Origin of the sequence: Streptomyces sp. SS1-1 (assembly GCF_008973465.1) — a bacterium.
In the GTDB taxonomy this organism is placed as follows: domain Bacteria; phylum Actinomycetota; class Actinomycetes; order Streptomycetales; family Streptomycetaceae; genus Streptomyces.
The window spans coordinates 4,669,208-4,691,145 of record NZ_WBXN01000004.1; the positions used below are offsets into that span (position 1 = coordinate 4,669,208).

Below are 21,938 nucleotides of genomic sequence, written 5' to 3' on the forward strand. Positions count from 1 at the left end.
GCCAGGCTGGACCCATGACAACGACAGCCGTGGAAACGGCCGCCGCGGTGGCCGGCTTCGACCGGGTGACCAAGACCTACGGGGACGTACGCGCCGTCGACGGACTGACGCTCGCGCTGCACCCGGGGGAGACCGTCGCCCTGCTCGGCCCGAACGGGGCCGGCAAGTCCACCACCCTCGACCTGCTCCTCGGCCTCAAGCGGCCCGACAGCGGCACGGTCAGCGTCCTCGGCACCGACCCGCGCGCGGCGATCGTCGCGGGCCGCGTGGGCGCCATGCTCCAGAGCGGCGGACTCATGGAGGAGGTCACCGTCGCCGAACTGGTGAGCCTGGCCTGCTCGCTGCACCCGCGGCCGTACCCCGTCTCCGAGGTCCTCGCCCGCGCCGGTGTCACCCAGATCGCCGACCGCAAGGTCGACAAGCTCTCCGGCGGGCAGGCGCAGCGCGTCCGGTTCGCCCTCGCCACGGCCGGCGACAGCGACCTGATCGTCCTCGACGAGCCCACCACCGGCATGGACGTCACCGCCCGCCAGGCGTTCTGGGCGACCATGCGCGAGCAGGCCGACCGGGGCCGCACGGTCCTGTTCGCCACGCACTACCTGGAGGAGGCCGACGCCATCGCGGACCGCGTCCTGGTGCTGCACCGGGGCCGGCTCCTCGCGGACGGCACCGCCGCCGAGATCAAGGCGAGGGCGGGCGCCCGCCGGATCTCCTTCGACCTGGAGGGGCCGGTCGACGCGGACGCGCTGCGGGCGCTGCCCTCCCTGACCCGCTGCGACGTCTCCGGGCAGACCGTGCGCATGCAGTCCGCCGACGCCGACGCGACCGTGCACGCCCTGTACGGCCTCGGCCTGTACCCCCGCAATCTCGAAGTCGCCGGGCTCGGCCTGGAGCAGGCGTTCGTCGCCATCACCGCCGCCGAGGAGGCCCGCCCGTCATGAACGCCCTGATCCGCCTCGAACTCGCCCGCGCCCTGCGCAACCGCAAGTCGCTGTTCTTCTCGGTGGCGTACCCGTCGATCCTGTTCCTGCTGATCGCGGGCACCGCCGACAGCACCACGAAGGTCGACGGCACCGGACTGACCCTGCCGACCTACATGATGGTCTCGATGGCGTCCTTCGGCGCCCTGACGGCCGTCCTCATGGGCAACAGCGAACGCATCGCCAAGGAGCGGGAGAACGGCTGGGTACGGCAGTTGCGGCTCACCCCGCTGCCCGGCCGCGGGTACGTCCTCGCCAAGACGGCGAGCGCAGCCGTGGTCAGCCTGCCCGCGATCGTGATGGTCTTCCTCGTCGCCGCCGTCGGCAAGGACGTGCGCCTGGACGCCTGGCAGTGGCTCGCCCTCACCGGGGCGATCTGGGCCGGCAGCCTGGTCTTCGCCGCGCTCGGCGTCGCCATCGGCTACCTCGCGACCGGTGACGCGGTCCGCCCGATCACGATGATCACCTACTTCGGGCTGTCCATCCTGGGCGGCCTGTGGATGCCGACCACCACCTTCCCGGGCTGGCTCCAGGACATCGCCGAGTGGGTCCCCACGCGCGCGTACGCTGCACTGGGTCAGGCCATCGAACAGAACCAGGCCCCGCACGCCGGGGACATCGCCCTCCTCGCCGTGTTCTTCGCGCTGTTCAGCGGCGGCGCGGCCTGGCTGTACCGAAAGGACACGCTGAAGGCGTGAGCAGCGTCGGCATGGGGCAACGCCCGCAGAACCGCAGACAGCAGGTCGTCAAGTTCCTCTGGATCGGCATCTGGCTCGCCTACCTGGGCGCGCCGGTCGACGACCTGCTCCACGGAGGCCACAGCGACGGGGTCGTGGTCCTCGGCTGGATCGGCCTGGCCGCCTTCGTCGCCTGGTACTTCGCGCTGGTCTTCCGCGCCGGACGCGGCGAGCACAACGCCGTCGTCCTCGGCTCCGTGGCGGTGCTCGCCACCCAGTCGACCGTGCTCAGCCTGACCCTGGGCGCGCAGTGGCTCGTGCTCTTCGTGTACGTGGCCATCTCCGCGGGCGCCGCCCTGCCGTTCCGTCTGGCCCGCTGGACGATCCCGGCCGTGTCCGCCCTGCTGACCGGCTGCGCGTTCCTGGTGCCGGACGGCAGGTCCTTCCTGACCGGGCTGCTCTTCCCGGCCCTGCTCGGCGGCTTCTCCATGACCGGCGTGCGCGAACTGATCCGCACGACGATAGAGCTGCGGGAGGCCCGCGCCACGGTCGCCCGGCTCGCCGCCAACGAGGAGCGGCTGCGGCTCGCCCGCGACCTGCACGACCTGCTCGGCCACTCGCTGTCCCTGATCACGCTGAAGAGCGAGCTGGCCGGCCGGATGCTCCCCGGCCACCCCGACAAGGCGGCCCAGCAGGTCGCCGACATCGAACAGGTCAGCCGGCAGGCGCTCGTCGACGTCCGGGCCGCCGTCGCGGGCTACCGCAAGCCCCGGCTCCTGGAGGAACTGGCGGGCGCCAAGGTCGCGTTGACGGCGGCCGGCATCACCGCCGAGCTCCCCGCCGAACCGGACCTCGCCGGCGTCCCCGAGGACAGCGAGACGGCCTTGGCCTGGGCGCTGCGCGAGGCCGTCACCAACGTCGTACGGCACAGCGGCGCCCGGCGCTGCACCGTGGAGCTCCTGCGCCGCCAGACGCTGGACGGCCCCCTCGTGGAACTCGCCGTGGAGGACGACGGTCAGGGCGCTCCGGGCGGCGCCCCGGGCCACGGTCTGACCGGGCTCACGGAACGCCTGGCCCAGGCCGGCGGCACCCTGGAGGCGGGCCGCACCCGGGGCGGTTTCCGCCTGATCGCCCGGGCCCCGGCCACGGGTGTCCCGGCGGACGTAGGATCCGGCGCATGAGCCAGACGATCAAGGTCCTCCTCGCCGAGGACCAGTCCATGGTGCGCGAGGCCCTGGCCGCCCTGCTCGGCCTGGAGGACGACATCGAGGTGGTCGCCCAGGTGGCCCGCGGCGACGAGGTGCTGGCCGCGGCCCGCGCGCACGACGTGGACGTGGCCCTCCTCGACATCGAGATGCCGGGCGCGACCGGCATCGAGGCGGCCGCCCTCGTGCACGCCGAACTGCCCGCCGTGAAGCTGGTCGTCCTCACCACGTTCGGCCGCCCCGGCTACCTCCGCAGCGCCATGGAGTCCGGCGCCGACGCGTTCCTCGTCAAGGACGCCCCGGCGGCCCAACTGGCCGACGCGATCAGGAAGGTGCTGGCGGGGGAGCGGGTCATCGACCCCACCCTCGCCGCGGCGGCCCTCGCCGAGGGCGCCAACCCGCTCACCGACCGCGAGCGGGAGGTGCTGCGCGCCGCGGAGGACGGCTCCACCAACGCCGAACTCGCGGCGGCCCTGCACCTGTCGCAGGGCACCGTCCGCAACTACCTGTCGACGGCGATCCAGAAGCTGGCGGCCCGCAACCGCGCCGAGGCGGTGCGCATAGCGAGGGAGAAGGGCTGGCTGTAGTCCGGCTCCCCGGAGCCCGGTCGAGGCTCCCCGGAGGTCAGTTGAGCAGGGCCCGGGCGGCGCGGGCCTCCGCGCGCACCTTCTCCGCGGCCCCCTCGTCCACCACGTCGATCAGCTCGGCGTACTCCTCCAGCTCCACGGCCCCCCGCACGAAGTCGCCGCGCAGCACCAGCAGCTTGCCCCGCTCGAACCGCAGCCGGGCCGGGTGCGCCGGCAGCAGCAGCGACAGCTCCACCGCCCACAGCGCCACGTCCGTCCGCTCGGGCCGGGCCGCGGCCCACGCGCGCACGTTGTTGAGGATGCGCGTCACGACCTCCAGCGGATCGGCCGGCGTCAGCATCGACGGGTCCAGCGGCGCCCCCGTGGCCCCGGCCACCAGCACCTCCGCGTCGGAACCGGTCAGCACCCGCCCCCCGTCGAACGGGTCGGCCAGCACCTGCTCCCCGGCCGGGCCGAACCCGACGACGAAGTGCCCGGGCAGCGCGACCCCGTACACCGGGGCCCCGGCCCGCCGGGCCACCTCCATCCACACCACCGACAGCAGGATCGGCAGCCCCCTGCGCCGCAGCAGCACCTGGTGCAACAGCGACGACTCCAGCCGCTCGTAGTCCGCCGCGCAGCCACGGAACCCGTACCGCTCGCCGAGCAGTTCGCGCAGCGCCACCGCCCAGGCGCGCGGCCCGCCCGGCCGGTACGGCAGCCGGCCCGCCAGCTCGTCCAGCTCCAGTTGCGCGGCGTCCATGCCCGCCTCGTCCAGCTCCCCGTCCGCCTCGGCCCCGATGAGCAGGCAGAGCGCGGAGAGGTCGGGCCGCTCGGACCGCGCCTCCTCGGCGAACCGCCGCCGCAGCTCGGCGGAGCGCTCGGGAGTCGGGGGATGCAGGGGAGGCATAGCCGGCTCGTGCCCTTCCACGGTGATCGGTACCGCCGCTCAGGCGGATCGGTAGTGGTGGTACGCGTGGTGCGCGGCGAAGCCCATCCCGGCGTACAGGCCGCGCGCGCCCGTGTTGTCCGTCTCGACCTGGAGCCAGGCCGCCGACGCGCCCTCCTCCAGGGCCCGCGCCGACAGCGCGGCCATCACCCGGCGGGCCAGCCCCCTCCGCCGCATGGCCGGATCGACCTCGACCGCCGAGAACCCGGCCCACCGGCCGTCCACGACACAGCGCCCGATCGCGGCGGGCGCCTCGCCGTCCCCGGCGGGGACGGACGCGAACCACACCGACGGGCCGCTGCCCAGCACCTTCAGGGCCACGTCGCTCACTCCCTTGCGCTGATACCGCGCAAGCCAAGCCTCGTCCGCTTCCCGGCTCAGCACCACTCCGGAGCCCTCGTGCCGGTCGGCGACCGGGGCGAGCGCCCCGATCCACAGCTCGGCGGTCACCTCGCGCTCCCAGCCGCGCCGCTCCAGCTCCGCGCACAGCCGCTCCTGGGTGCCCTCGGCGCCGGTCGCGGTCTGCAGGTAGGCGGGCAGGCCCCGGTCGGCGTACCAGCGGCGCACGGCGTCGAGCGCGTCGTCCAGCGGCAGCCCGGGATCGCCCATCGGCAGGACCGAGTTGGCGCGGCGGGTGAAGCCGGCGGCGGCCCGCAGCTCCCAGCCGCCGAGCCGCTCGCTCTCCACCGGCCGCCACGCGCGCGCGGCGACACGCGCGAGCTCCTCGTAGGTCGCGGCGGGACCCCGGCGGCGGGCCGGAGCGGCCGGCACCACCTTCCCGGCGACCAGTGAGGCTTCCGGAATGTGGACGGTCTCACCACTCTTCCGTGTGATCAGCAGCACACCGTCGTCCCACGATGCGAGCACGCCCACCGTGTCGGTGAACTTCTCACCCGAACCAGCGGGATCGGCCAGGCGGCGTACGGAGACCCGTTTGCCCACGTCAGCAGCGGTGATACGGACCTCAAGGCGTCCCGTCGCAGAGATTTCCACAGGTCAGTTCACCCCTCCTGTTCGGATCATGCCCAAGAACGGAGATACTAGGGGCGGGCATCGACGACGCCGCGCTCCCGCGCGCCAGGCGGCGGAGCCTGAGGAGGCCCGCCAGCGCCCAATCGAGGAGGAACGACAGCGTGACCTACGTCATCGCGCAGCCTTGTGTCGACGTCAAGGACAAGGCGTGCATCGAGGAGTGCCCGGTCGACTGCATCTACGAGGGCCAGCGGTCCTTGTACATCCACCCGGACGAATGCGTCGACTGCGGTGCCTGTGAGCCGGTCTGCCCGGTCGAGGCGATCTTCTACGAGGACGACACTCCGGAGGAGTGGAAGGACTACTACAAGGCGAACGTCGAGTTCTTCGACGAGCTCGGCTCCCCCGGCGGCGCCAGCAAGCTCGGTCTGATCGAGCGGGACCACCCCTTCATCGCCGCGCTGCCGCCGCAGAACGGGTAACCCCCATCGGCGACCCGCACAGCGTGCCGCCTCGGTCCCGTACGGCCTCGACCGCCGTACGGGACCGGGGCGTCGGCGTTTCCGGCCGTACCAGAAAGTGAGCGACATCCCGTGTCCGCAGTCTCCGACCGCCTCCCGACCTTCCCCTGGGACAAGCTGGAGCCGTACAAGAAGACGGCCGCGGCGCATCCGGACGGCATCGTCGACCTCTCCGTCGGCACCCCGGTCGACCCGGTCCCCGAGCTGATCCAGAAGGCGCTGATGGACGCGGCGGACTCCCCGGGCTACCCCACGGTGTGGGGCACCCCGGCGCTGCGTGACGCGATCACGGGCTGGGTGGAGCGCCGGCTCGGCGCCCGCGAGGTCACCCACCGGCACGTCCTGCCGATCGTCGGCTCCAAGGAACTGGTCGCCTGGCTCCCCACGCAGCTGGGCCTGGGCCCCGGCGACCGGGTGGCGTACCCGCGCCTGGCCTACCCGACGTACGAGGTGGGCGCGCGCCTGGCCCGCGCCGGGTACGAGGTGTACGACGACCCGACCGAGCTGGACCCGCGCGGGCTGAAGCTGCTCTGGCTGAACTCGCCGTCCAACCCCACCGGCAAGGTCCTCTCGAAGCGGGAGCTGACCCGGATCGTCGCCTGGGCCCGCGAGCACGGCGTGCTGGTCTTCTCCGACGAGTGCTACCTGGAGCTGGGCTGGGAGGCCGAGCCGGTCTCCGTCCTGCACCCGGACGTCAACGGCGGCTCGTACGACGGCCTGGTCGCCGTGCACTCGCTGTCCAAGCGCTCCAACCTCGCCGGGTACCGCGCCGCGTTCCTGGCGGGCGACCCGGCCGTGCTGGCGCCGCTGCTGGAGATCCGCAAGCACGGCGGCATGATGACGTCCGCGCCGACCCAGGCGGCCGTGGTGGCGGCCCTGGGCGACGACGAGCACGTCCACGTCCAGCGCGAGCGCTACGCGGCCCGCCGCGCCGCCCTGCGCACGGCCCTGGAGGGCCACGGCTTCCGGATCGAGCACAGCGAGGCGAGCCTGTACCTGTGGGCCACGCGGGACGAGTCCTGCTGGTCGACGGTGGCGCACCTCGCCGAACGCGGCGTCCTGGTGGCGCCCGGCGACTTCTACGGCGAGGCCGGCGCCCGGCATGTGCGGGTGGCGTTCACGGCCACCGACGAGCGGGTGCGGGCCGCGGTCGAGCGGCTGGCCTGAGACACCCCGGGACACACGGAGCGGCGGGGTCCGGGAAGCGTCCCGGACCCCGCCGCTCTCGTCGGCCTGCGGCCGCGTCAGCCGATCGGCAGGCCCTGCACCGGCAGCGAGCCGGTGGCGGGCAGCCCGCCCTGCGTGGCGGCACCCGCGGTGTCGCCGAGGACGGTGCCGACCGACCCGGCCACGCCGCCCGCGGTCTGCTGGGCCGCCGGAGCGGCCTTCTTCGCGACCTTGCCGCCGGTCTTCGTCACCTTGCCGCCGGCCTTCTTGGCGGCCTTCGTGCCCTTCTTGGTGACCTTGTCGCCGGTCTGCGTGGCCGTCGGCAGGGCCTGGTCGACCGCGCTGTCGACGGCACCGCTCGCGAGCCCGGTGGCGTTCTGGGCGGCACCGTCGACGACGCTCGAGCCGTCGAGGGCGGAGAGCCCGCCGAGCTTGGACGCGTCGGGCAGTTCGGGGGCCGCGCTGGCGGAGCCGGCCGCACCGACCCCGGCAGCCGCTCCCGCAGCGACGATCAGCGCGGCACGGGCGATCCGGCGGGTCAGGGGGAGGGTCATGATGCTCCTTCGACGGGTAAGTCGGATGAGAACGATGAAGTGTCCGACCAGGCCCGGCAGTTGACCGACAGGCTGTTGATCTCCGGGCTCGGCGCAGTGACTACCGCTCGAAGGCCGGGAAGGTTGCGGCGCGACAACGTAAAGAGTTGGCAATGCGTCGCATAATCGCCTGCGGACAAAAACGGGCATATCGCTCCGCGTCGAAACGGGTGCGGAACCCTTACATCCCTTTGTTCACAAGGGCTTTGGCCGCGCGTGACCGGCCGGGCGAAAGCCTGCCCGCCCCGGCGCCCGGCGACACCCGCGGTAACCCCGCGGAGTGAGTCCCTGAACGTCTGCCCGTACTACCGCGTCGTCGTGATCCGGACGGCGTCCGCCGCGCTCCCGCTCTCCGGGGCGCCCCGCGCCCCGCTCGGCCGCCACCGGCTGTCGGTGTGCCCGGCGGTCCACTCCCGCCCCGCGAACGCCACCCGCTCGATGTGCAGCCGCGACGCGTTGGCCACGGCCCAGTGCGCCAGCTGCCAGCCGCGCTCATCCGCCGCGCGCTTCTTCCCGTCCGGCCCGTCCACGGCCACCGGCAGCACCACGGTCCGCCCGTCCCCGTCCCCGTCCCGCGCGCCGGACGGCGAGGGCGACGCCGTGCCGCCCACCTCGGCGGCGGCCGACTGCAGCGCGTCGCGCCCGAAGTCCCGCACCAGCGCCGCCCGCACCCGGTCCGTGCCCGCACTGGGCGCGGTCTCCGGACGGCCGTCGCAGGTCAGCGTGGCGGCGGCGCGGCCGGTCAGGGCGGCGGCCAGCAGTCGCGCGTCCGGCTCGTGCTTGGCGTACGCCTCCGGGAAACCGCTGCGCTGCACGCGCTGCGCGGCCTCCGTCAGCGGCAGCCGGGTGTAGTCGGGGACCTTGACCAGGTGCTCGTAGAAGGCGCCGGCCGCGTAGGTCGGGTCCATGATCTGCTTCTGGGTGCCCCAGCCCTGCGACGGCCGCTGCTGGAACAGGCCCAGCGAGTCACGGTCGCCGTGCGCGATGTTGCGCAGCGCCGACTCCTGCAGCGCGGTCGCGAGCGCGATCGTCACCGCCCGCTCCGGCAGCCCCCGCCCGGTGCCCACCGCGGCGATCGTCGCCGCGTTCACCGCCTGCTCCGGCGTGAACTCGTACCGCGCCCCGTCCCTCCCGGCGGAGACGACCGCGCAGCCCGGCTTGCGCGCGCCGCCGGTGACGTACTGCACGGCGAGGTACCCCGCGACGGCGAGCAGGACCAGGAGGGCCGCCCCCCTGCGGAGGAGGCGGCCACGGCGTGAGGAAGGCGACGTCTTCGGCACGCCTACAAGGTAGCCGAGGCTACTGAGTGGTAGGAGGGCGGTGGGAAAAGAGGGACGGGACCGCGGATCAGGAGGGCGGGTTAGGGTCGGCCCCATGGCCGACACCTCCCTTGACCTCAGCCTCGACGCCGCCCTGCTCACCGCCCGGCTGGTCGACCTCCCCTCCGAGAGCGGCTCGGAGAAGCCCCTCGCGGACGCCATCGAGGGTGCCCTGCGCGCCCTGCCGCACCTGACGGTCGAGCGGTACGGCAACAACGTCCTGGCGCGCACCGACCTCGGCCGGCCGGAGCGCGTCATCCTCGCCGGGCACATCGACACCGTGCCCATCGCGGACAACGTGCCCTCGCGGCTCGACGACGACGGCGTCCTGTGGGGCTGCGGCACCTGCGACATGAAGTCCGGCGTCGCCGTCCAGCTGCGCATCGCGGCCACCGTCCCGGCCCCCAACCGCGACCTCACGTTCGTCTTCTACGACAACGAGGAGGTCGCCGCCGAGCTCAACGGCCTCAAGCACATCGCGGAGAACCGCCCGCAGTGGCTGGAGGGCGACTTCGCGGTCCTCCTGGAGCCCTCGGACGGCGAGGTCGAGGGCGGCTGCCAGGGCACCCTGCGCGTACTGCTGAAGACGAAGGGCGAGCGGTCGCACTCCGCGCGCTCCTGGATGGGCTCCAACGCCATCCACGCGGCCGCCCCGATCCTGGCCCGCCTCGCCTCCTACGAGCCGCGGTACCCGGTGATCGACGGCCTGGAGTACCGGGAGGGCCTGAACGCGGTCGGCATCTCCGGCGGCGTCGCGGGCAACGTCATCCCCGACGAGTGCGTCGTCACCGTGAACTTCCGCTACGCCCCCGACCGCACCGAGGAGGAGGCGATCGCGCACGTCCGCGAGGTGTTCGCCGGCTGCGGCGTCGAGGAGTTCGTCGTGGACGACCACAGCGGCGGCGCCCTGCCCGGACTGTCCCACCCGGCCGCCGCGGCCTTCATGGAGGCCGTCGGGGGCGTCCCGCGGCCCAAGTACGGCTGGACGGACGTCTCCCGCTTCTCCGCCCTCGGCGTCCCCGCCGTGAACTACGGCCCCGGCAACCCGCACCTGGCGCACAAGCGGGACGAGCGCGTCGAGACGGCGAAGATCCTCGCGGGGGAGGAGCGGCTGCGCGCGTGGCTCACCGCGTGACCCGATCGGGGCGCCGGGGGTTTGGGGCGACGCGGGGCGGACATGCTGACGTCCCTCGCGGGTAACCCGCGTAGATCTACGCTGAGGCGGAACGACCTGGCACACGGAGGGAGCGCACATGGCTACCGGTAACCCCGAGGGGAAAAAGCAGCCACCCGACGAGCAGCGGCTGGGGCCGGTGCTGCGCCGGCGCCACCAGGTGCAGGCGGGCACCACCGACCAGCGCCTGCTGGACGAGCGGGCCCCCACCGACTGGGTCCACACCGACCCCTGGCGGGTCCTGCGCATCCAGTCGGAGTTCATCGAGGGCTTCGGCACGCTCGCCGAACTGCCGCCCGCGATCAGCGTGTTCGGCTCCGCGCGCACCCCGGTGGACTCCCCGGAGTACGAGGCCGGGGTCCGGCTCGGCCAGGGCCTCGTCGAGGCCGGCTTCGCCGTGATCACCGGGGGCGGCCCCGGCGCGATGGAGGCGGCCAACAAGGGCGCCCTCGAGGCGAACGGGACCTCCGTCGGCCTGGGCATCGAGCTGCCCTTCGAGCAGGGCCTCAACCCCTACGTCGACATCGGCCTGAACTTCCGGTACTTCTTCGTCCGCAAGATGATGTTCGTCAAGTACGCCCAGGGGTTCGTGGTGCTCCCGGGCGGCCTCGGCACCCTCGACGAACTCTTCGAGGCCCTGACCCTCGTCCAGACCCAGAAGGTCACCCGCTTCCCGATCGTGCTGTTCGGCACCGCGTACTGGGGCGGCCTGGTGGACTGGCTGACGAACACCCTGGTGGCCCAGGGCAAGGCGTCCGAGAAGGACCTGCTGCTGTTCCACGTCACCGACGACGTGGACGAGGCGGTCGCCCTGGTCTCCAAGGAGGCGGGCCGCTGACCCCGGGCACCTGAGGAGCGTGGCGGGGAGGGCTCAGGCCAGTCCCCGCCGCGCCACGGCCGGCGGCCGGTGCCCGGCGATCGACGCCACCATGTCCAGCACCTGCCGGGTCTCCGCCACCTCGTGCACCCGGTACACCTGGGCGCCCAGCCACGCGGACACCGCGGTCGTCGCGAGCGTCCCGACCACCCGCTCCTTCACGGGCCGGTCCAGGGTCTCCCCGACGAAGTCCTTGTTGGACAGGGAGACCAGCACCGGCCAGCCCGTCTCCACCATCTCCCCGAGCCGCCGGGTCGCCTCCAGGCTGTGCCGGGTGTTCTTCCCGAAGTCGTGCCCCGGGTCGATCAGGATCGACTCGCGGGGCACCCCCAGCGCGAGCGCCCGCTCCGCCAGGCCCACGGTCACCCGCAGGATGTCCGCCATGACGTCGTCGTATGTCACCCGGTGCGGCCGGGTACGCGGCCGGGCACCCCCGGCGTGCGTGCACACCAGGCCCACGCCGTAGCGGGCCGCGACCTCCGCCAGACCGGGGTCCACCCCGCCCCAGGCGTCGTTCAGCACATCCGCCCCCGCCTCGCACACCGCGGCCCCGACGTCGGCACGCCAGGTGTCCACGCTGATCACGACGTCCGGGAAACGCCGCCGCACCTCCGCCACGAACCCGACCGTGCGCCGCGCCTCCTCCTCGGCGGACACCTCCTCGCCGGGACCCGCCTTGACGCCGCCGATGTCGATGATGGCCGCGCCCTCGGCCACGGCCTGCTCCACGCGCGCGAGGGCCGGCTCGTCGTGGAACGTCGCCCCCTGGTCGTAGAAGGAGTCCGGGGTCCGGTTCACGATCGCCATGATCACCGGCTCGTGCGCGCCGAACTCGCGACTGCCCAGCCTGAGCATCCCCTGTTGACCTTCCCTCGACATTCCCGCTGCGTACGCCCTTCGGGCCGCCTGCGACCCTAACCGTCAGCGTCGCATGGCACGATCGGACCCTGACACACCCGACCGCTCGCATCACGGACCGTGGGGGCCACAGCGATGCTCATGTTCTTGTTCCTGGTCGTCGCGCTGGCCGTCGTGGTCGGCGCGGTGACGCTCGCCGTGGTGGGCGGCGGCGAGGGCGACGGACCGCTGCCGGAGGCCGCGCCCGAGCGGCTGCACGACCCGCTCCCGCCGGACCGCCCCGTCGGCCGCGCCGACGTCGAGACCCTGCGCTTCCCGCTCGCCGCCCGCGGCTACCGCATGGCCGACGTCGACGACGCCCTCAGCCGCCTCGGCGCCGAGCTCGCCGAGCGCGACGCGCGCATCGCCGACCTGGAGTCCGCGCTGGCCGGAGCGCGGGCGCCGCGCGGCCAGGTCTCCATGGACAAGCCCGACCAGGAGGACCAGTGAGCGACGGTTCGGCCCTCGCGGGCCCGGACGGCGCCCGGCGCTGCCCCTGGGCCCTGTCCACCCCGGACTACGTGGCCTACCACGACGAGGAGTGGGGCCGCCCCGTCCACGGCGACGACGCCCTGTACGAACGGCTCAGCCTGGAGGCGTTCCAGTCCGGGCTGTCCTGGATCACGATCCTGCGCCGCCGGGAGGGCTTTCGGGCGGCCTTCGCCGGGTTCGAGATCGCCCGGGTCGCCACGTTCACGGAAGCCGACGAGGAACGCCTCCTCGCCGACACCGGGATCATCCGCAACCGGCTGAAGATCGCGGCGACCGTGGCCAACGCGAAGGTGCTGGCCGGCTGGGCCCCGGGCGAGCTCGACGCCCTGATCTGGTCCCACGCCCCGGACCCGGCCGCCCGCCCGGTCCCGAAGACCCTGGCGGACGTCCCCGCGGTCACCCCTGAGTCGACGGCCCTGTCGAAGGCGCTGAAGAAGCGGGGGCTGCGGTTCGTCGGCCCGACGACGGCGTACGCCCTGATGCAGGCGTGCGGCCTGGTCGACGACCATCTGGCGGACTGCGTCGCGCGGGGCGCCGCCTGACGCGGGCGGCGCCCTCCGCCCGGCGGCCGGGGTGTCAGCGGCCCGGGTGTCAGCGGCCCAGGTAGGAGGGCTTCTCCTTGTTCACGAAGGCCCGCACCGCGATCGCGTGGTCCTCGGAGGTGCCCGCGCGCGTCTGCAGCTCGTCCTCCTTCTCCAGGGTCTCCTCCAGGGAGTGCGTCAGCCCGAACGCCACCGCCTCCTTGATCGCCCCGTACGCCACCGTCGGGCCCGCGGCGAGCCCGCGCGCCACCCGCTCGGCCTCGGCGCGCAGCTCGGCCGCCGGCACCAGACGGTTCGCGATCCCCAGGTCGTACGCCTCCTGCGCGCTGATGTTGCGCGGGAAGAGCAGCAGGTCGGTGGCGCGGCTCGGGCCCACGACCCGCGGCAGCGTCCAGGAGATCCCGGAGTCGGCGGTCAGCGCCACCCCGGCGAACGACGTGTTGAAGGCGGCGGTCTCCGCGACCACCCGGTAGTCGGCGGCCAGCGCGAAGCCGAGGCCCGCCCCGGCGGCGACGCCGTTCACCGCTGCCACGACCGGCTTCCGCATCCCGGCCAGCGCCCGGACGATCGGGTTGTAGTGCTCCTTGACCGTGGTCATGGTCAGCTTCGTCCCGGACTCCCGGTCGGAGGCCAGCAGCCCGATGTGCTCCTTCAGGTCCTGACCCACGCAGAACGACCGCTCCCCGGCCGCCGTCAGCAGCACGGCCCGGACGGCGTCGTCGCCCGCGGCGGCCTCCACCGCGTCCCGCAGGGCCACCTTCGCGGCGATGTTCAGCGCGTTCATCGCTTCGGGGCGGTTCAGCGTGATCGTCGCCAGCCCGTCGCTCACCTCGTAGAGCACGGTGTCGGCCATGGCGTATCCCCTCCGGTGTGGCGGCTCCGGGCGTACTCGTACTCGTCGGTACGCCCATGTCTGAGGGACAGCATGGCGGAGATCATGGGCCGCCACGGGCACGCGAGGTGTGACCTGCGTCAAAGAACGCACGCCCGGGCGTGTGCCGCCGAAGTGCGCGGGGTGGCGCAGTATGGCAGCCACATCGCCGAATTGAGTGGTTTTGCTCGCGCGCGTTGCCCAAGCGATGCCTACTGATGTTGGTCATCGGGTCCTGGCATGCGGGATAATGGCTGGGAAGCAATGTGTTCGATGCCGGTGTCGCGTGTCTCACTCCCGAGACGCGTGCCCTCCATGGGGCCGTCGGCTTTGACGATGAGCTGGTTTCAGGAAGGGGAACGAGCATGGCGGCCATGAAGCCGCGGACGGGCGATGGCCCGCTCGAGGTGACCAAGGAGGGGCGGGGCATCGTCATGCGCGTTCCGCTCGAAGGCGGCGGTCGGCTCGTCGTCGAGCTGACCCCTGACGAGGCCGACGCGCTCGGCGACGCCCTCAAGAAGGTCGTCGGCTGACGCGGACGCGACCCTACCCTTTCGGTGGCCCCGGCATTCCACGGATGCCGGGGTCACCGCGTTCCGGGCCCGGCAAGGTTCCGGGGGCTCAGCGTTTGACGGCGCACAGCAGGCCGTCGCCCACGGGCAGCAGCGACGGGACCAGCTCCTGGCTCTCCCGCACGGCCCGCAGCAGCTCCCGGACCCGTATGACCTCGGTGGGCTGCGGTCCGGAGTCGACGGTACGGCCGTTGGCGAAGACGCCCTCGAACGCGACCAGGCCGCCGGGGCGCAGCAGACGCAACGATTCGGCGAGATAGTCGAGGAACTCCAGCCGGTCGCCGTCGCAGAAGACCAGGTCGTACCCGGCGTCCGCGAGGCGCGGCAGGACGTCCAGCGCGCGGCCCGGGATGAAGCGGGCGCGGTTGCCGGCGAAGCCCGCGGCCCGGAAGGCCTGGCGGGCGAACTGCTGGTGCTCCGGCTCCGAGTCCACGGTCGTGAGCACCCCGTCGGGGCGCATGCCGTGCAGGAGATGGATGCCCGACACGCCGGTGCCGGTGCCGATCTCCGCGACCGCCTTGGCGTCCACGGTGGCGGCGAGCAACCCGAGCGCGGCGCCCGTGCCGGGCGACACCGAGCGCAGTCCCGCCTCGCGGGCCCGGTCCCGGGCCCAGCGCAGGACGTCGTCCTCGGCGACGTAGGCGTCGGCGAACGCCCAGCTCGTCTGCCGGTTGCCGGTAATGACCCTCTCCTGTCCCCGTGGTTGCCTCGGCGTGACTGTATCCGTTGCGCCCGGGAACCCGCAGATGGGACCGCGCGTTTGGAAGGGTGGGAAGACGAGCGGGGGGACACGGTTGGATCACGATGACGAGCAGGGTCACGAGCAAGTGCTGACGCAGGCGCACCAGCCGTGTCACCCCAGCTCAAACTCAGGGAAAACCGCTTATCCGGAGCTAACGGGCGAGGTGGCTATGGTAGGGGCTCCACTGGACACCACCAGAGCCGATAGGGGAGGTGCGGCTGCGCCTGCGGATCGGGGAGGGGTGCTGCGGCGCTTCCTCGGATCGGCGGGCAGGCCGAAATCCGTGAACGACACCGCTGACCACAGCCACGCCGGCGACTTCGCCCAGACCGCGACCTTCTCCACCGACGCGGACGGGCAGGCGTGGACTCCGCCCACCTGGGAGGAGATCGTCAGCACGCACAGCGGCCGCGTCTACCGGCTCGCCTACCGCCTCACGGGCAACCAGCACGACGCCGAGGACCTCACCCAGGAGGTCTTCGTCCGTGTCTTCCGCTCCCTGTCGACCTACACGCCGGGCACCTTCGAGGGCTGGCTGCACCGCATCACCACCAACCTGTTCCTCGACATGGTGCGCCGCAAGCAGCGCATCCGCTTCGACGCGCTGGGCGAGGACGCCGCCGAGCGGCTGCCCAGCAAGGAGCCGACGCCCCAGCAGGTCTTCAACGACGCCCACTTCGACGCGGACGTCCAGCAGGCCCTCGACACCCTCGCGCCGGAGTTCCGCGCCGCGGTCGTCCTGTGCGACATCGAGGGACTGTCCTACGAGGAGATCGCCGCGACCCTCGGCGTCAAGCTCGGCACCGTCCGCTCGCGGATCCACCGCGGCCGGTCGCAGCTGCGCAAGGCCCTCGCCCACCGCTCGCCGGAGGCGCGCGCCGAGCGCCGCTCCTTCGTGCCGCGCGTGGCCGCTCTGGGGGGAGGGGGCGCGAGCGCGTGAGCGGCCTTCGACCCGACCCCACCGAACGGCTCCTCGCCGAGCAGCACCTTGGCGACCGCCTCTCCGCCCTCGTGGACGGAGAGCTCGGTCATGAGACGCGTGAGCGCGTCCTGGCCCACCTGGCGACCTGCGCCCGGTGCAAGGCCGAGGTCGACGCACAGCGCCGGCTGAAGAACGTCTTCGCGGAGGCGGCGCCCCCGTCGCCCTCCGAGAGCTTCCTGGCCCGGCTCCAGGGCCTCCCCGGGGGAGGTGACCTCGACGGCGGCGGCTCGCCGCTCGGCGGGGGCGGATTCGGGACGGCCGGACGGCCGGGCACCGCGGGCGTCTTCGGAGTGAGGCGGGACGACGCGTTCGAGTTCGGGTACGTCCCCTCGGGCGGGCACGCCGCCGCGTTCACCGGGGCCGACCGGGGCTTTCGCACCCACCCGGTGAACGGCCGTCAGGACCCCGACCGCCACGCGTCCTCCCGGATGCGGTTCGCGTTCGTCGCCGCCGGAGCCGTGTCGCTGGCCGCCCTCGCCCTCGGCGGGGTCACCGGCAGCGTGCCCACCGACACCGAGGCGCGCGGCGGCTCCGGCGGCAGCAATGTGACGCCGGCCCGCTCCCAGGGCACCGGCGCCACCACGGCACCGGAGACCCAGCGCCGCCGGGGCGCCGGCCCGCTGTTCGCGCAGGGCCAGGCGTCCGGCGCGGCGCGGACCCCGGTCGCCCCGACCCGGACGCCCGCTCCGCTCCTCCCCGGGACGCCGGTCTCGTCGGCGGCGCAGGACATGCGGACGCTGACGGCCCCGGTGGTGGCGGGCGCCGCCGCCATGTCCCCGCTGATACGTCCGCTGAGCGCCACCCCGCCGCTCAGCCTGACCTCCTGGTCCAAGGACCCCGGGACCACCGCCACCCCGGGCCTGCTCGCCGCACCCGTCCCCGGCACGACCTCCTCACCCTCCGCCTCTCCGGCCACCGGCCCCTGACCCGGCCCTCTGCGCCGCGGCCCACGAACCTGGTTGAATCCGGGGTGGGCCGCGCGTCCGCGTGCCCGCGGGACGGGTGGCCGACGTGAGTAGGAAGCAGCGCATGAACGAGGGGAAGCCCACGCGGGCGAAGTGGTGGAACCGCCCCCGGCCGCAGGAGGGTTCCCCGGGCCCGTCCGACGCTCCCGCCGACGGCGACTTCGAACTGGCGAGCCCCGCGAGCCCCGAGGAGACGCCGGGCCGCGAGGACGACGACTACACCCTCCCGCCCGCCTCCGGCCCAGGCACCCCCACCCCGACCGACGGCGACTTCGAACTGGCGAGCCCGGGGCGAGCGTCGGTGCCTCAGGCGCGGGACGGCGGGGAGGGGACGTCAGCGCCGGGCACGGCACCGGACGTACCGGCCGCGCCCGCCTCGGCCCTCAACACCCCGGCGGGGAACGCCGGCACGGGCACGGGAGCCGCGCGGGCCTCGGGCATGGCAGCCCCGCATGCCTCGGGCACGCAAGCCGCGCGGGGGCCCGGGACGGAGGCCCCGCAGGTTCCCGGCACAGATGCCCCGCAAGCCCCCGGCACCGCCGCCGAGGCTCCCGTGGCCCCCGCTCCGCACGGGGACGCCGGCCCGCGGCCCCTGCACGACCCCGACCCCTACAGCACGCCGCCCTACGGTGAGCCCGGCCCCTGGGCGCCCGCCCCGCCGGTCCAGCACCCGGCGGCCACGCCGGCCCACGGCATCCCGGTGGGAGCGGCACCGCCCGTCTCCGGTCCGCCCGCGCCCCACCACCAGGCGGCCCCACCGGCTCCGCACGCGCCCCACCAGCAGGCGGCCCCCGCCCACCCCGTGCCCGCGCCCCATCACCAGGCGCCCCCCGGCGCCCCCGCCCACCCCGTGCCTGATCCCGCCCTCGCGGACGCGCCGCCGCCTGCCGTTCCCGCGGTGCCCGGCGCGCCCGGCGCCCAGGGCGCCCCTCTCGACCCCTGGCGGAACTACGACCCCTGGGCCCGTGCGGCCGAGCGCGCGGCGGCGGCGCCCTTGCAGGAGAGCGGCGCCGGTGCCGGGATGCGCCGGCGCAGGCGCGTGAAGGGGGCGCTCCTCGTCGGCGCCCTCGTCATCGCGCTGATCTCCGGCGGCGTCGGCGGAGCCCTCGGCGCCTATCTCGAGCGCAACGGCGGCCTGGACACCGTGAAGCTGCCGCAGGCCGGCGTCGAGGCGCCCGGCCGGGCCGCGGACAGCGTCGCCGGGATCGCCGCCCGGGCCCTGCCCAGCGTCGTCACCCTGCATGTGCGCGGCCGTTCGGAACAGGGCACCGGCACCGGGTTCGTGCTCGACGACCGCGGTCACATCCTGACCAACAACCACGTCGTCGAACCCGCCGGGAGCGACGGCGAGATATCCGTGACCTTCCACAGCGGCGACACCGCCAAGGCGACCGTGGTCGGCCGGGACAGCGGCTACGACCTCGCGGTCGTGAAGGTCACCGGCGTCAGCGGACTGCGGCCCCTGCCGCTCGGCAACTCCGAGAACGTCCAGGTCGGCGACCCGGTCGTCGCCATCGGCGCCCCCTTCGACCTCGAAGGCACCGTCACCTCCGGGATCATCAGCGCCAAGCAGCGTCCCATCACCGCCGGCGGCGAGAGCGGGGACGGCAGCGACGTGTCGTACGTCGACGCACTGCAGACCGACGCGCCCATCAACCCCGGCAACTCCGGCGGCCCGCTGCTCGACGGCGCCGGCCGGGTCGTCGGCATCAACTCCGCCATCCGCTCCGCGGGCAGCGGCGCCGAACCCGACGGCGGCCAGGCCGGCTCGATCGGCCTCGGCTTCGCCATCCCGGTCAACCAGGCCAAGCGCGTCGCCGAGGAACTGATCAACACCGGCAAGGCCACCCACCCGGTGATCGGCGTCACCCTCGACATGGGGTACAGCGGCGACGGCGCCCGCGTCGGGACGAAGGACGGCGACGGCGGCCCCGCCGTCACCAAGGGCGGACCCGGCGCCAAGGCCGGTATCGAACCCGGCGACGTCATCACGGAGATCGACGGCGCGCGCGTCCACTCCGGCGAGGAACTGATCATCAAGACCCGCGCCCACCGCCCCGGCGACCGCCTGGAGCTGACGCTGAAACGGGACGGCAAGGAGATCACGCTCGAGCTGACGCTGGGCTCGTCGAGCGGGCGGTGACACTCACACCGGTCTCATACCGCCCGGCACAGTACCGGTCGTGGTGGATCGCCGGGTAACGTGGGGGCGGCCCGGACCACGGAAAGACCCGCGCGCGACCACCGAGGGCCGAGGACCGAGGACATCGCAAGGAGCTTCAGGTGTTCAATGACATAGGACCGCTCGAGCTGGTGACGCTGATCGTCCTCGCCGTGCTCGTCTTCGGTCCGGACAAGCTCCCCAAGGTCATCCAGGACGTCACGCGGACGATCCGCAAGATCCGCGAGTTCTCGGAGAGCGCCAAGCAGGACATCCGCAAGGAACTCGGCCCGGAGTTCAAGGACTTCGAGTTCGAGGACCTCAACCCCAAGACCTTCATCCGCAAGCAGCTGGACAACGAGGAACTGGGGCTCAAGGAGATCCGCAACGGCTTCGACCTGAAGAAGGAGATAGCCGAGGTCACCGACGCCGTCCACGGCCGGGAGACCGAGCCGGCCGCCGGGCCGGCCCTGTCCGGGGGCGGCCGCGTCGACATGACGAAGAGGTCCGTCGACATGACGAAGAAGCCGGACACCCCGCGCGTCGAGCACCCGCCGTACGACGCGGACGCCACCTGAGAGACCCGGCGCCCCGCCCGTACGTGACGCTTCTCATACTCCGGCCGGACCCCCGCACGGCCTGAACCCGCCGTCCGCGCGCCTCGCGCGCCGGGCGGCTTCCCGGCTGTCAGCAGCGGTGTGGCTATGCTGCCGAGTTGTTGTGCGGACTGGACGAGTACGCCCGAAGGGGGGCGGGCCGGGCTGGTCCGGCGAGATCGAGGAGGCGTCCGGGCACATGGAGACGACGAGTCAGACGACGAGTCGGGCGGTCGCGCAGGCACCGACCGAGGAGGGCGGCCAACCGGTCCCCTCCGCCCGGCGCACGGTCGACGGCTACCTGCTGGCGCCCTTCCCCTGGTACGGCCTCGACGAGGCCTTCACCGGGCCGCGCTGGCTGATGCAGGTCGGCACGGCGGCCGACGGGGCCGTGGAACACGGTTCGATCGGGCACGGTGACGAACCGTCCGTCCTCAACGAGGCGGCGGAGGGCCGTGAGAAGTTCGCGGTGGTCGTGACCGTCGCCGCCAACCCGTCCCGCCGCAGCGCCGACGGCACGGGCCTGCTGGAGGCCACCACGGTCTCCTCGGCGGCCTGGCTGGCCGGCGTCGGACTGCTGTCCTTCACCTGGCCGGGCCAGATGGACCACTCGCTGCGGGACGACTGGCTCGACCAGCAGACCGAGACGGCCTGGGCGCTCGCCGACGACCTCGACGGCCCGGACTGGTCGACGCTGTCCCTGCCGGTGGACGGGGTGCCGACCCCGTTCCACTACCGCGAGTCCGAGTTCGGCTGGGTCCTCGCGGGATCCACCCAGGAAGGCGTCCACGTGGGCGCGTACGGCCGCGGCATGAGCGCGTACGGCCTGGGCTTCGCCATGATCAAGGACATCGCGTCCTACGCCTGACCCGTACGCCGAAGGGGCGCCGCGAAACCGCGGCGCCCCTTCGGCGCACCTACGCCCCTGAGGGCGGGTCAGGACTCAGAACTTGTTCTTCGGCGTGATCCCCAGCGACAGACCCGACAGGCCGCGCTGCCGCCCGCCCAGCTTGCCCGCGATCGAGCGCAGGGCCGCGCCCGCCGGGGAGTCCGGGTCGCTCAGGACGACTGGCTTGCCCTCGTCGCCGCCCTCGCGCAGGCGGACGTCGATCGGGATGCTGCCGAGGACCGGGACCGTCGCACCCGTGGTGCGGGTCAGGCCGTCGGCGACCGTCTGGCCGCCGCCCGTGCCGAACACGTCGACCATCTCGCCGCAGTGCGGGCAGGGCAGGCCCGACATGTTCTCGACCACGCCGACGATCTTCTGGTGGGTCTGGACGGCGATGGAGCCGGCCCGCTCGGCCACCTCGGCGGCGGCCTGCTGCGGGGTCGTCACGACCAGGATCTCGGCGTTCGGGACCAGCTGCGCGACCGAGATCGCGATGTCGCCGGTGCCGGGCGGCAGGTCCAGCAGCAGGACGTCGAGGTCGCCCCAGTACACGTCCGCGAGGAACTGCTGGAGCGCGCGGTGCAGCATCGGGCCGCGCCACACCACCGGCGCGTTGCCCGGCGTGAACATGCCGATGGAGATGACCTTCACGCCGTTCGCCGACGGCGGCATGATCATGTTCTCGACCTGGGTCGGACGCCCGTCGGCGCCCAGCATGCGCGGCACGCTGTGGCCGTAGATGTCGGCGTCGACGACGCCCACCTTCAGACCGTCGGCCGCCATGGCAGCCGCCAGGTTCACCGTGACCGAGGACTTGCCGACGCCGCCCTTGCCGGAGGCGACCGCGTACACGCGGGTCAGGCTGCCCGGCTTGGCGAAGGGGACCTCACGCTCGGCCTGGCCGCCGCGCAGGGCGTTCGCCAGCTCCTTGCGCTGCTCGTCGCTCATCACGTCGAGCGTGACGTCGACCCGGGTCACGCCCTCGACGCGGGAGACCGCGTCCGTCACGCGCTGCGTGATGGTGTCGCGCATCGGGCAGCCGGAGACCGTCAGGTACACGGTGACCGCGACCGCACCGTCCGCACCGATCTCCACCGACTTGACCATCCCCAGCTCGGTGATGGGGCGGTTGATCTCGGGGTCGTTCACCGTCGCCAGTGCCTCGCGCACCGCGTCTTCCGTAGCCATAAGGACGATGGTACGGCCCGGTAGCCATGCCCCGGTAAGGC

24 protein-coding genes are annotated in these 21,938 nt (G+C 73.5%); 16 read left to right on the top strand and 8 right to left on the bottom strand.

Features of this window, described 5'->3' with window-relative positions:
- The first annotated feature begins 14 nt into the window (after window positions 1-14).
- From F8R89_RS22915 to F8R89_RS22930, 4 genes are read left to right on the top strand one after another with little or no spacing between them, the layout of a single operon-like run.
- Window positions 15-941 (top strand): ABC transporter ATP-binding protein, encoded by a 927-nt coding sequence (locus F8R89_RS22915; RefSeq protein ID WP_151785699.1) that lies wholly within the window; start codon window positions 15-17, stop codon window positions 939-941.
- Window positions 938-1,678: an ABC transporter permease gene (locus F8R89_RS22920; protein WP_151785700.1), complete on the top strand. Its 741-nt coding sequence runs from the start codon at window positions 938-940 to the stop codon at window positions 1,676-1,678. The genes F8R89_RS22915 and F8R89_RS22920 overlap by 4 nt, the downstream gene beginning before the upstream one ends.
- Window positions 1,675-2,838 (top strand): sensor histidine kinase, encoded by a 1,164-nt coding sequence (locus F8R89_RS22925; RefSeq protein WP_151785701.1) that lies wholly within the window; start codon window positions 1,675-1,677, stop codon window positions 2,836-2,838. The genes F8R89_RS22920 and F8R89_RS22925 overlap by 4 nt, the downstream gene beginning before the upstream one ends.
- Window positions 2,835-3,449, top strand: a complete 615-nt coding sequence (locus tag F8R89_RS22930; protein WP_151785702.1) for a response regulator transcription factor — start codon at window positions 2,835-2,837, stop codon at window positions 3,447-3,449. Before F8R89_RS22925 ends, F8R89_RS22930 begins: the two co-directional genes overlap by 4 nt.
- Window positions 3,450-3,486: 37 nt before the next feature.
- On the opposite strand, the gene F8R89_RS22935 is transcribed toward F8R89_RS22930, so the two are convergent.
- Together F8R89_RS22935 and F8R89_RS22940 are read right to left on the bottom strand one after the other, a co-directional pair.
- Window positions 3,487-4,338, bottom strand: a complete 852-nt coding sequence (locus F8R89_RS22935) for a transglutaminase-like domain-containing protein (RefSeq protein WP_151785703.1) — start codon at window positions 4,336-4,338, stop codon at window positions 3,487-3,489.
- Window positions 4,339-4,377: 39 nt separating this feature from the next.
- A complete protein-coding gene (locus tag F8R89_RS22940) occupies window positions 4,378-5,370 on the bottom strand; it encodes a GNAT family N-acetyltransferase (RefSeq protein WP_151785704.1) in 993 nt (330 codons plus the stop codon).
- A 140-nt stretch (window positions 5,371-5,510) separates the two neighbouring features.
- Between F8R89_RS22940 and fdxA the strand changes: the two genes are divergently transcribed.
- Both fdxA and F8R89_RS22950 read left to right on the top strand, forming a co-directional pair.
- Complete coding sequence (fdxA, locus tag F8R89_RS22945; protein WP_010474859.1) at window positions 5,511-5,831, top strand: ferredoxin; 321 nt, start codon at window positions 5,511-5,513, stop codon at window positions 5,829-5,831.
- 111 nt (window positions 5,832-5,942) lie between these two features.
- On the top strand, window positions 5,943-7,037 hold the full coding sequence (locus tag F8R89_RS22950; protein ID WP_151785705.1) for a bifunctional succinyldiaminopimelate transaminase/glutamate-prephenate aminotransferase: 1,095 nt from the start codon (window positions 5,943-5,945) through the stop codon (window positions 7,035-7,037).
- A 77-nt stretch (window positions 7,038-7,114) separates the two neighbouring features.
- On the opposite strand, the gene F8R89_RS22955 is transcribed toward F8R89_RS22950, so the two are convergent.
- Both F8R89_RS22955 and F8R89_RS22960 read right to left on the bottom strand, forming a co-directional pair.
- Window positions 7,115-7,591, bottom strand: a complete 477-nt coding sequence (locus F8R89_RS22955; RefSeq protein ID WP_151785706.1) for an ATP-binding protein — start codon at window positions 7,589-7,591, stop codon at window positions 7,115-7,117.
- A gap of 344 nt (window positions 7,592-7,935) precedes the next feature.
- Window positions 7,936-8,910 carry a heavy metal transporter gene (locus F8R89_RS22960; RefSeq protein ID WP_151785707.1) on the bottom strand — a complete coding sequence of 325 codons (975 nt, stop codon included), beginning with the start codon at window positions 8,908-8,910 and terminating at the stop codon, window positions 7,936-7,938.
- Window positions 8,911-9,004: 94 nt separating this feature from the next.
- On the opposite strand from F8R89_RS22960, the gene dapE reads away from it, so the two are divergent.
- On the top strand, window positions 9,005-10,084 hold the full coding sequence (gene dapE, locus F8R89_RS22965) for a succinyl-diaminopimelate desuccinylase (RefSeq protein ID WP_151785708.1): 1,080 nt from the start codon (window positions 9,005-9,007) through the stop codon (window positions 10,082-10,084).
- A gap of 118 nt (window positions 10,085-10,202) precedes the next feature.
- Complete coding sequence (locus F8R89_RS22970) at window positions 10,203-10,961, top strand: TIGR00730 family Rossman fold protein (RefSeq protein WP_151785709.1); 759 nt, start codon at window positions 10,203-10,205, stop codon at window positions 10,959-10,961.
- A 33-nt stretch (window positions 10,962-10,994) separates the two neighbouring features.
- Here the strand turns inward: F8R89_RS22970 and folP are convergent, their stop codons facing one another.
- Window positions 10,995-11,855: a dihydropteroate synthase gene (folP, locus tag F8R89_RS22975; RefSeq protein ID WP_151785710.1), complete on the bottom strand. Its 861-nt coding sequence runs from the start codon at window positions 11,853-11,855 to the stop codon at window positions 10,995-10,997.
- A 138-nt stretch (window positions 11,856-11,993) separates the two neighbouring features.
- On the opposite strand from folP, the gene F8R89_RS22980 reads away from it, so the two are divergent.
- Window positions 11,994-12,347, top strand: a complete 354-nt coding sequence (locus F8R89_RS22980) for a DivIVA domain-containing protein (protein WP_151785711.1) — start codon at window positions 11,994-11,996, stop codon at window positions 12,345-12,347.
- Complete coding sequence (locus tag F8R89_RS22985) at window positions 12,344-12,931, top strand: DNA-3-methyladenine glycosylase I (protein WP_151785712.1); 588 nt, start codon at window positions 12,344-12,346, stop codon at window positions 12,929-12,931. Before F8R89_RS22980 ends, F8R89_RS22985 begins: the two co-directional genes overlap by 4 nt.
- A 49-nt stretch (window positions 12,932-12,980) precedes the next feature.
- On the opposite strand, the gene F8R89_RS22990 is transcribed toward F8R89_RS22985, so the two are convergent.
- Entirely contained in the window at window positions 12,981-13,784 is an 804-nt protein-coding gene (locus F8R89_RS22990; protein ID WP_151785713.1) for an enoyl-CoA hydratase/isomerase family protein, read from the bottom strand.
- Window positions 13,785-14,167: 383 nt separating this feature from the next.
- On the opposite strand from F8R89_RS22990, the gene F8R89_RS22995 reads away from it, so the two are divergent.
- Window positions 14,168-14,335, top strand: coding sequence for a DUF3117 domain-containing protein (locus F8R89_RS22995; protein WP_003966491.1), 168 nt, complete (start codon window positions 14,168-14,170; stop codon window positions 14,333-14,335).
- A gap of 88 nt (window positions 14,336-14,423) precedes the next feature.
- On the opposite strand, the gene F8R89_RS23000 is transcribed toward F8R89_RS22995, so the two are convergent.
- Window positions 14,424-15,122 (bottom strand): O-methyltransferase, encoded by a 699-nt coding sequence (locus F8R89_RS23000; RefSeq protein WP_318841317.1) that lies wholly within the window; start codon window positions 15,120-15,122, stop codon window positions 14,424-14,426.
- A 163-nt stretch (window positions 15,123-15,285) separates the two neighbouring features.
- Here F8R89_RS23000 and sigE point away from each other — a divergent pair, with 163 nt between their 5' ends.
- From sigE to F8R89_RS23025, 5 genes are all read left to right on the top strand, one after another.
- Window positions 15,286-16,056, top strand: coding sequence for an RNA polymerase sigma factor SigE (gene sigE / locus F8R89_RS23005; protein ID WP_225994466.1), 771 nt, complete (start codon window positions 15,286-15,288; stop codon window positions 16,054-16,056).
- The gene (locus tag F8R89_RS23010) at window positions 16,053-17,024 is read left to right on the top strand and encodes an anti-sigma factor family protein (RefSeq protein WP_151785716.1); all 972 of its coding nucleotides are present in this window, start codon (window positions 16,053-16,055) and stop codon (window positions 17,022-17,024) included. The genes sigE and F8R89_RS23010 overlap by 4 nt, the downstream gene beginning before the upstream one ends.
- A 103-nt stretch (window positions 17,025-17,127) precedes the next feature.
- Window positions 17,128-19,206: a trypsin-like peptidase domain-containing protein gene (locus F8R89_RS23015; RefSeq protein ID WP_151785717.1), complete on the top strand. Its 2,079-nt coding sequence runs from the start codon at window positions 17,128-17,130 to the stop codon at window positions 19,204-19,206.
- A 140-nt stretch (window positions 19,207-19,346) separates the two neighbouring features.
- Window positions 19,347-19,802: a sec-independent translocase gene (locus F8R89_RS23020; protein ID WP_151785718.1), complete on the top strand. Its 456-nt coding sequence runs from the start codon at window positions 19,347-19,349 to the stop codon at window positions 19,800-19,802.
- Window positions 19,803-20,019: 217 nt separating this feature from the next.
- The gene (locus tag F8R89_RS23025) at window positions 20,020-20,688 is read left to right on the top strand and encodes a hypothetical protein (RefSeq protein ID WP_225994467.1); all 669 of its coding nucleotides are present in this window, start codon (window positions 20,020-20,022) and stop codon (window positions 20,686-20,688) included.
- 75 nt (window positions 20,689-20,763) lie between these two features.
- Here F8R89_RS23025 and F8R89_RS23030 read toward each other — a convergent pair whose 3' ends face one another.
- A complete protein-coding gene (locus F8R89_RS23030) occupies window positions 20,764-21,897 on the bottom strand; it encodes an Mrp/NBP35 family ATP-binding protein (RefSeq protein WP_151785720.1) in 1,134 nt (377 codons plus the stop codon).
- Between the last annotated feature and the right edge of the window lie 41 nt (window positions 21,898-21,938).

Excerpts from the sequence above, each read along its gene's own strand:
- F8R89_RS22930 (WP_151785702.1), top strand. The coding sequence starts at position 2,835 with ATGAGCCAGACGATCAAGGTCCTCCTCGCCGAGGACCAGTCCATGGTG.
- folP (WP_151785710.1), bottom strand. The coding sequence starts at position 11,855 with ATGCTCAGGCTGGGCAGTCGCGAGTTCGGCGCGCACGAGCCGGTGATC.
- F8R89_RS23030 (WP_151785720.1), bottom strand. The coding sequence starts at position 21,897 with ATGGCTACGGAAGACGCGGTGCGCGAGGCACTGGCGACGGTGAACGAC.
- F8R89_RS23015 (WP_151785717.1), top strand. The coding sequence starts at position 17,128 with ATGAACGAGGGGAAGCCCACGCGGGCGAAGTGGTGGAACCGCCCCCGG.
- F8R89_RS22935 (WP_151785703.1), bottom strand. The coding sequence starts at position 4,338 with ATGCCTCCCCTGCATCCCCCGACTCCCGAGCGCTCCGCCGAGCTGCGG.
- F8R89_RS22970 (WP_151785709.1), top strand. The coding sequence starts at position 10,203 with ATGGCTACCGGTAACCCCGAGGGGAAAAAGCAGCCACCCGACGAGCAG.
- F8R89_RS22980 (WP_151785711.1), top strand. The coding sequence starts at position 11,994 with ATGCTCATGTTCTTGTTCCTGGTCGTCGCGCTGGCCGTCGTGGTCGGC.
- F8R89_RS22995 (WP_003966491.1), top strand. The coding sequence starts at position 14,168 with ATGGCGGCCATGAAGCCGCGGACGGGCGATGGCCCGCTCGAGGTGACC.
- F8R89_RS22955 (WP_151785706.1), bottom strand. The coding sequence starts at position 7,591 with ATGACCCTCCCCCTGACCCGCCGGATCGCCCGTGCCGCGCTGATCGTC.
- F8R89_RS22915 (WP_151785699.1), top strand. The coding sequence starts at position 15 with ATGACAACGACAGCCGTGGAAACGGCCGCCGCGGTGGCCGGCTTCGAC.
- F8R89_RS22990 (WP_151785713.1), bottom strand. The coding sequence starts at position 13,784 with ATGGCCGACACCGTGCTCTACGAGGTGAGCGACGGGCTGGCGACGATC.
- F8R89_RS22920 (WP_151785700.1), top strand. The coding sequence starts at position 938 with ATGAACGCCCTGATCCGCCTCGAACTCGCCCGCGCCCTGCGCAACCGC.
- F8R89_RS23025 (WP_225994467.1), top strand. The coding sequence starts at position 20,020 with ATGGAGACGACGAGTCAGACGACGAGTCGGGCGGTCGCGCAGGCACCG.
- sigE (WP_225994466.1), top strand. The coding sequence starts at position 15,286 with ATGGTAGGGGCTCCACTGGACACCACCAGAGCCGATAGGGGAGGTGCG.
- dapE (WP_151785708.1), top strand. The coding sequence starts at position 9,005 with ATGGCCGACACCTCCCTTGACCTCAGCCTCGACGCCGCCCTGCTCACC.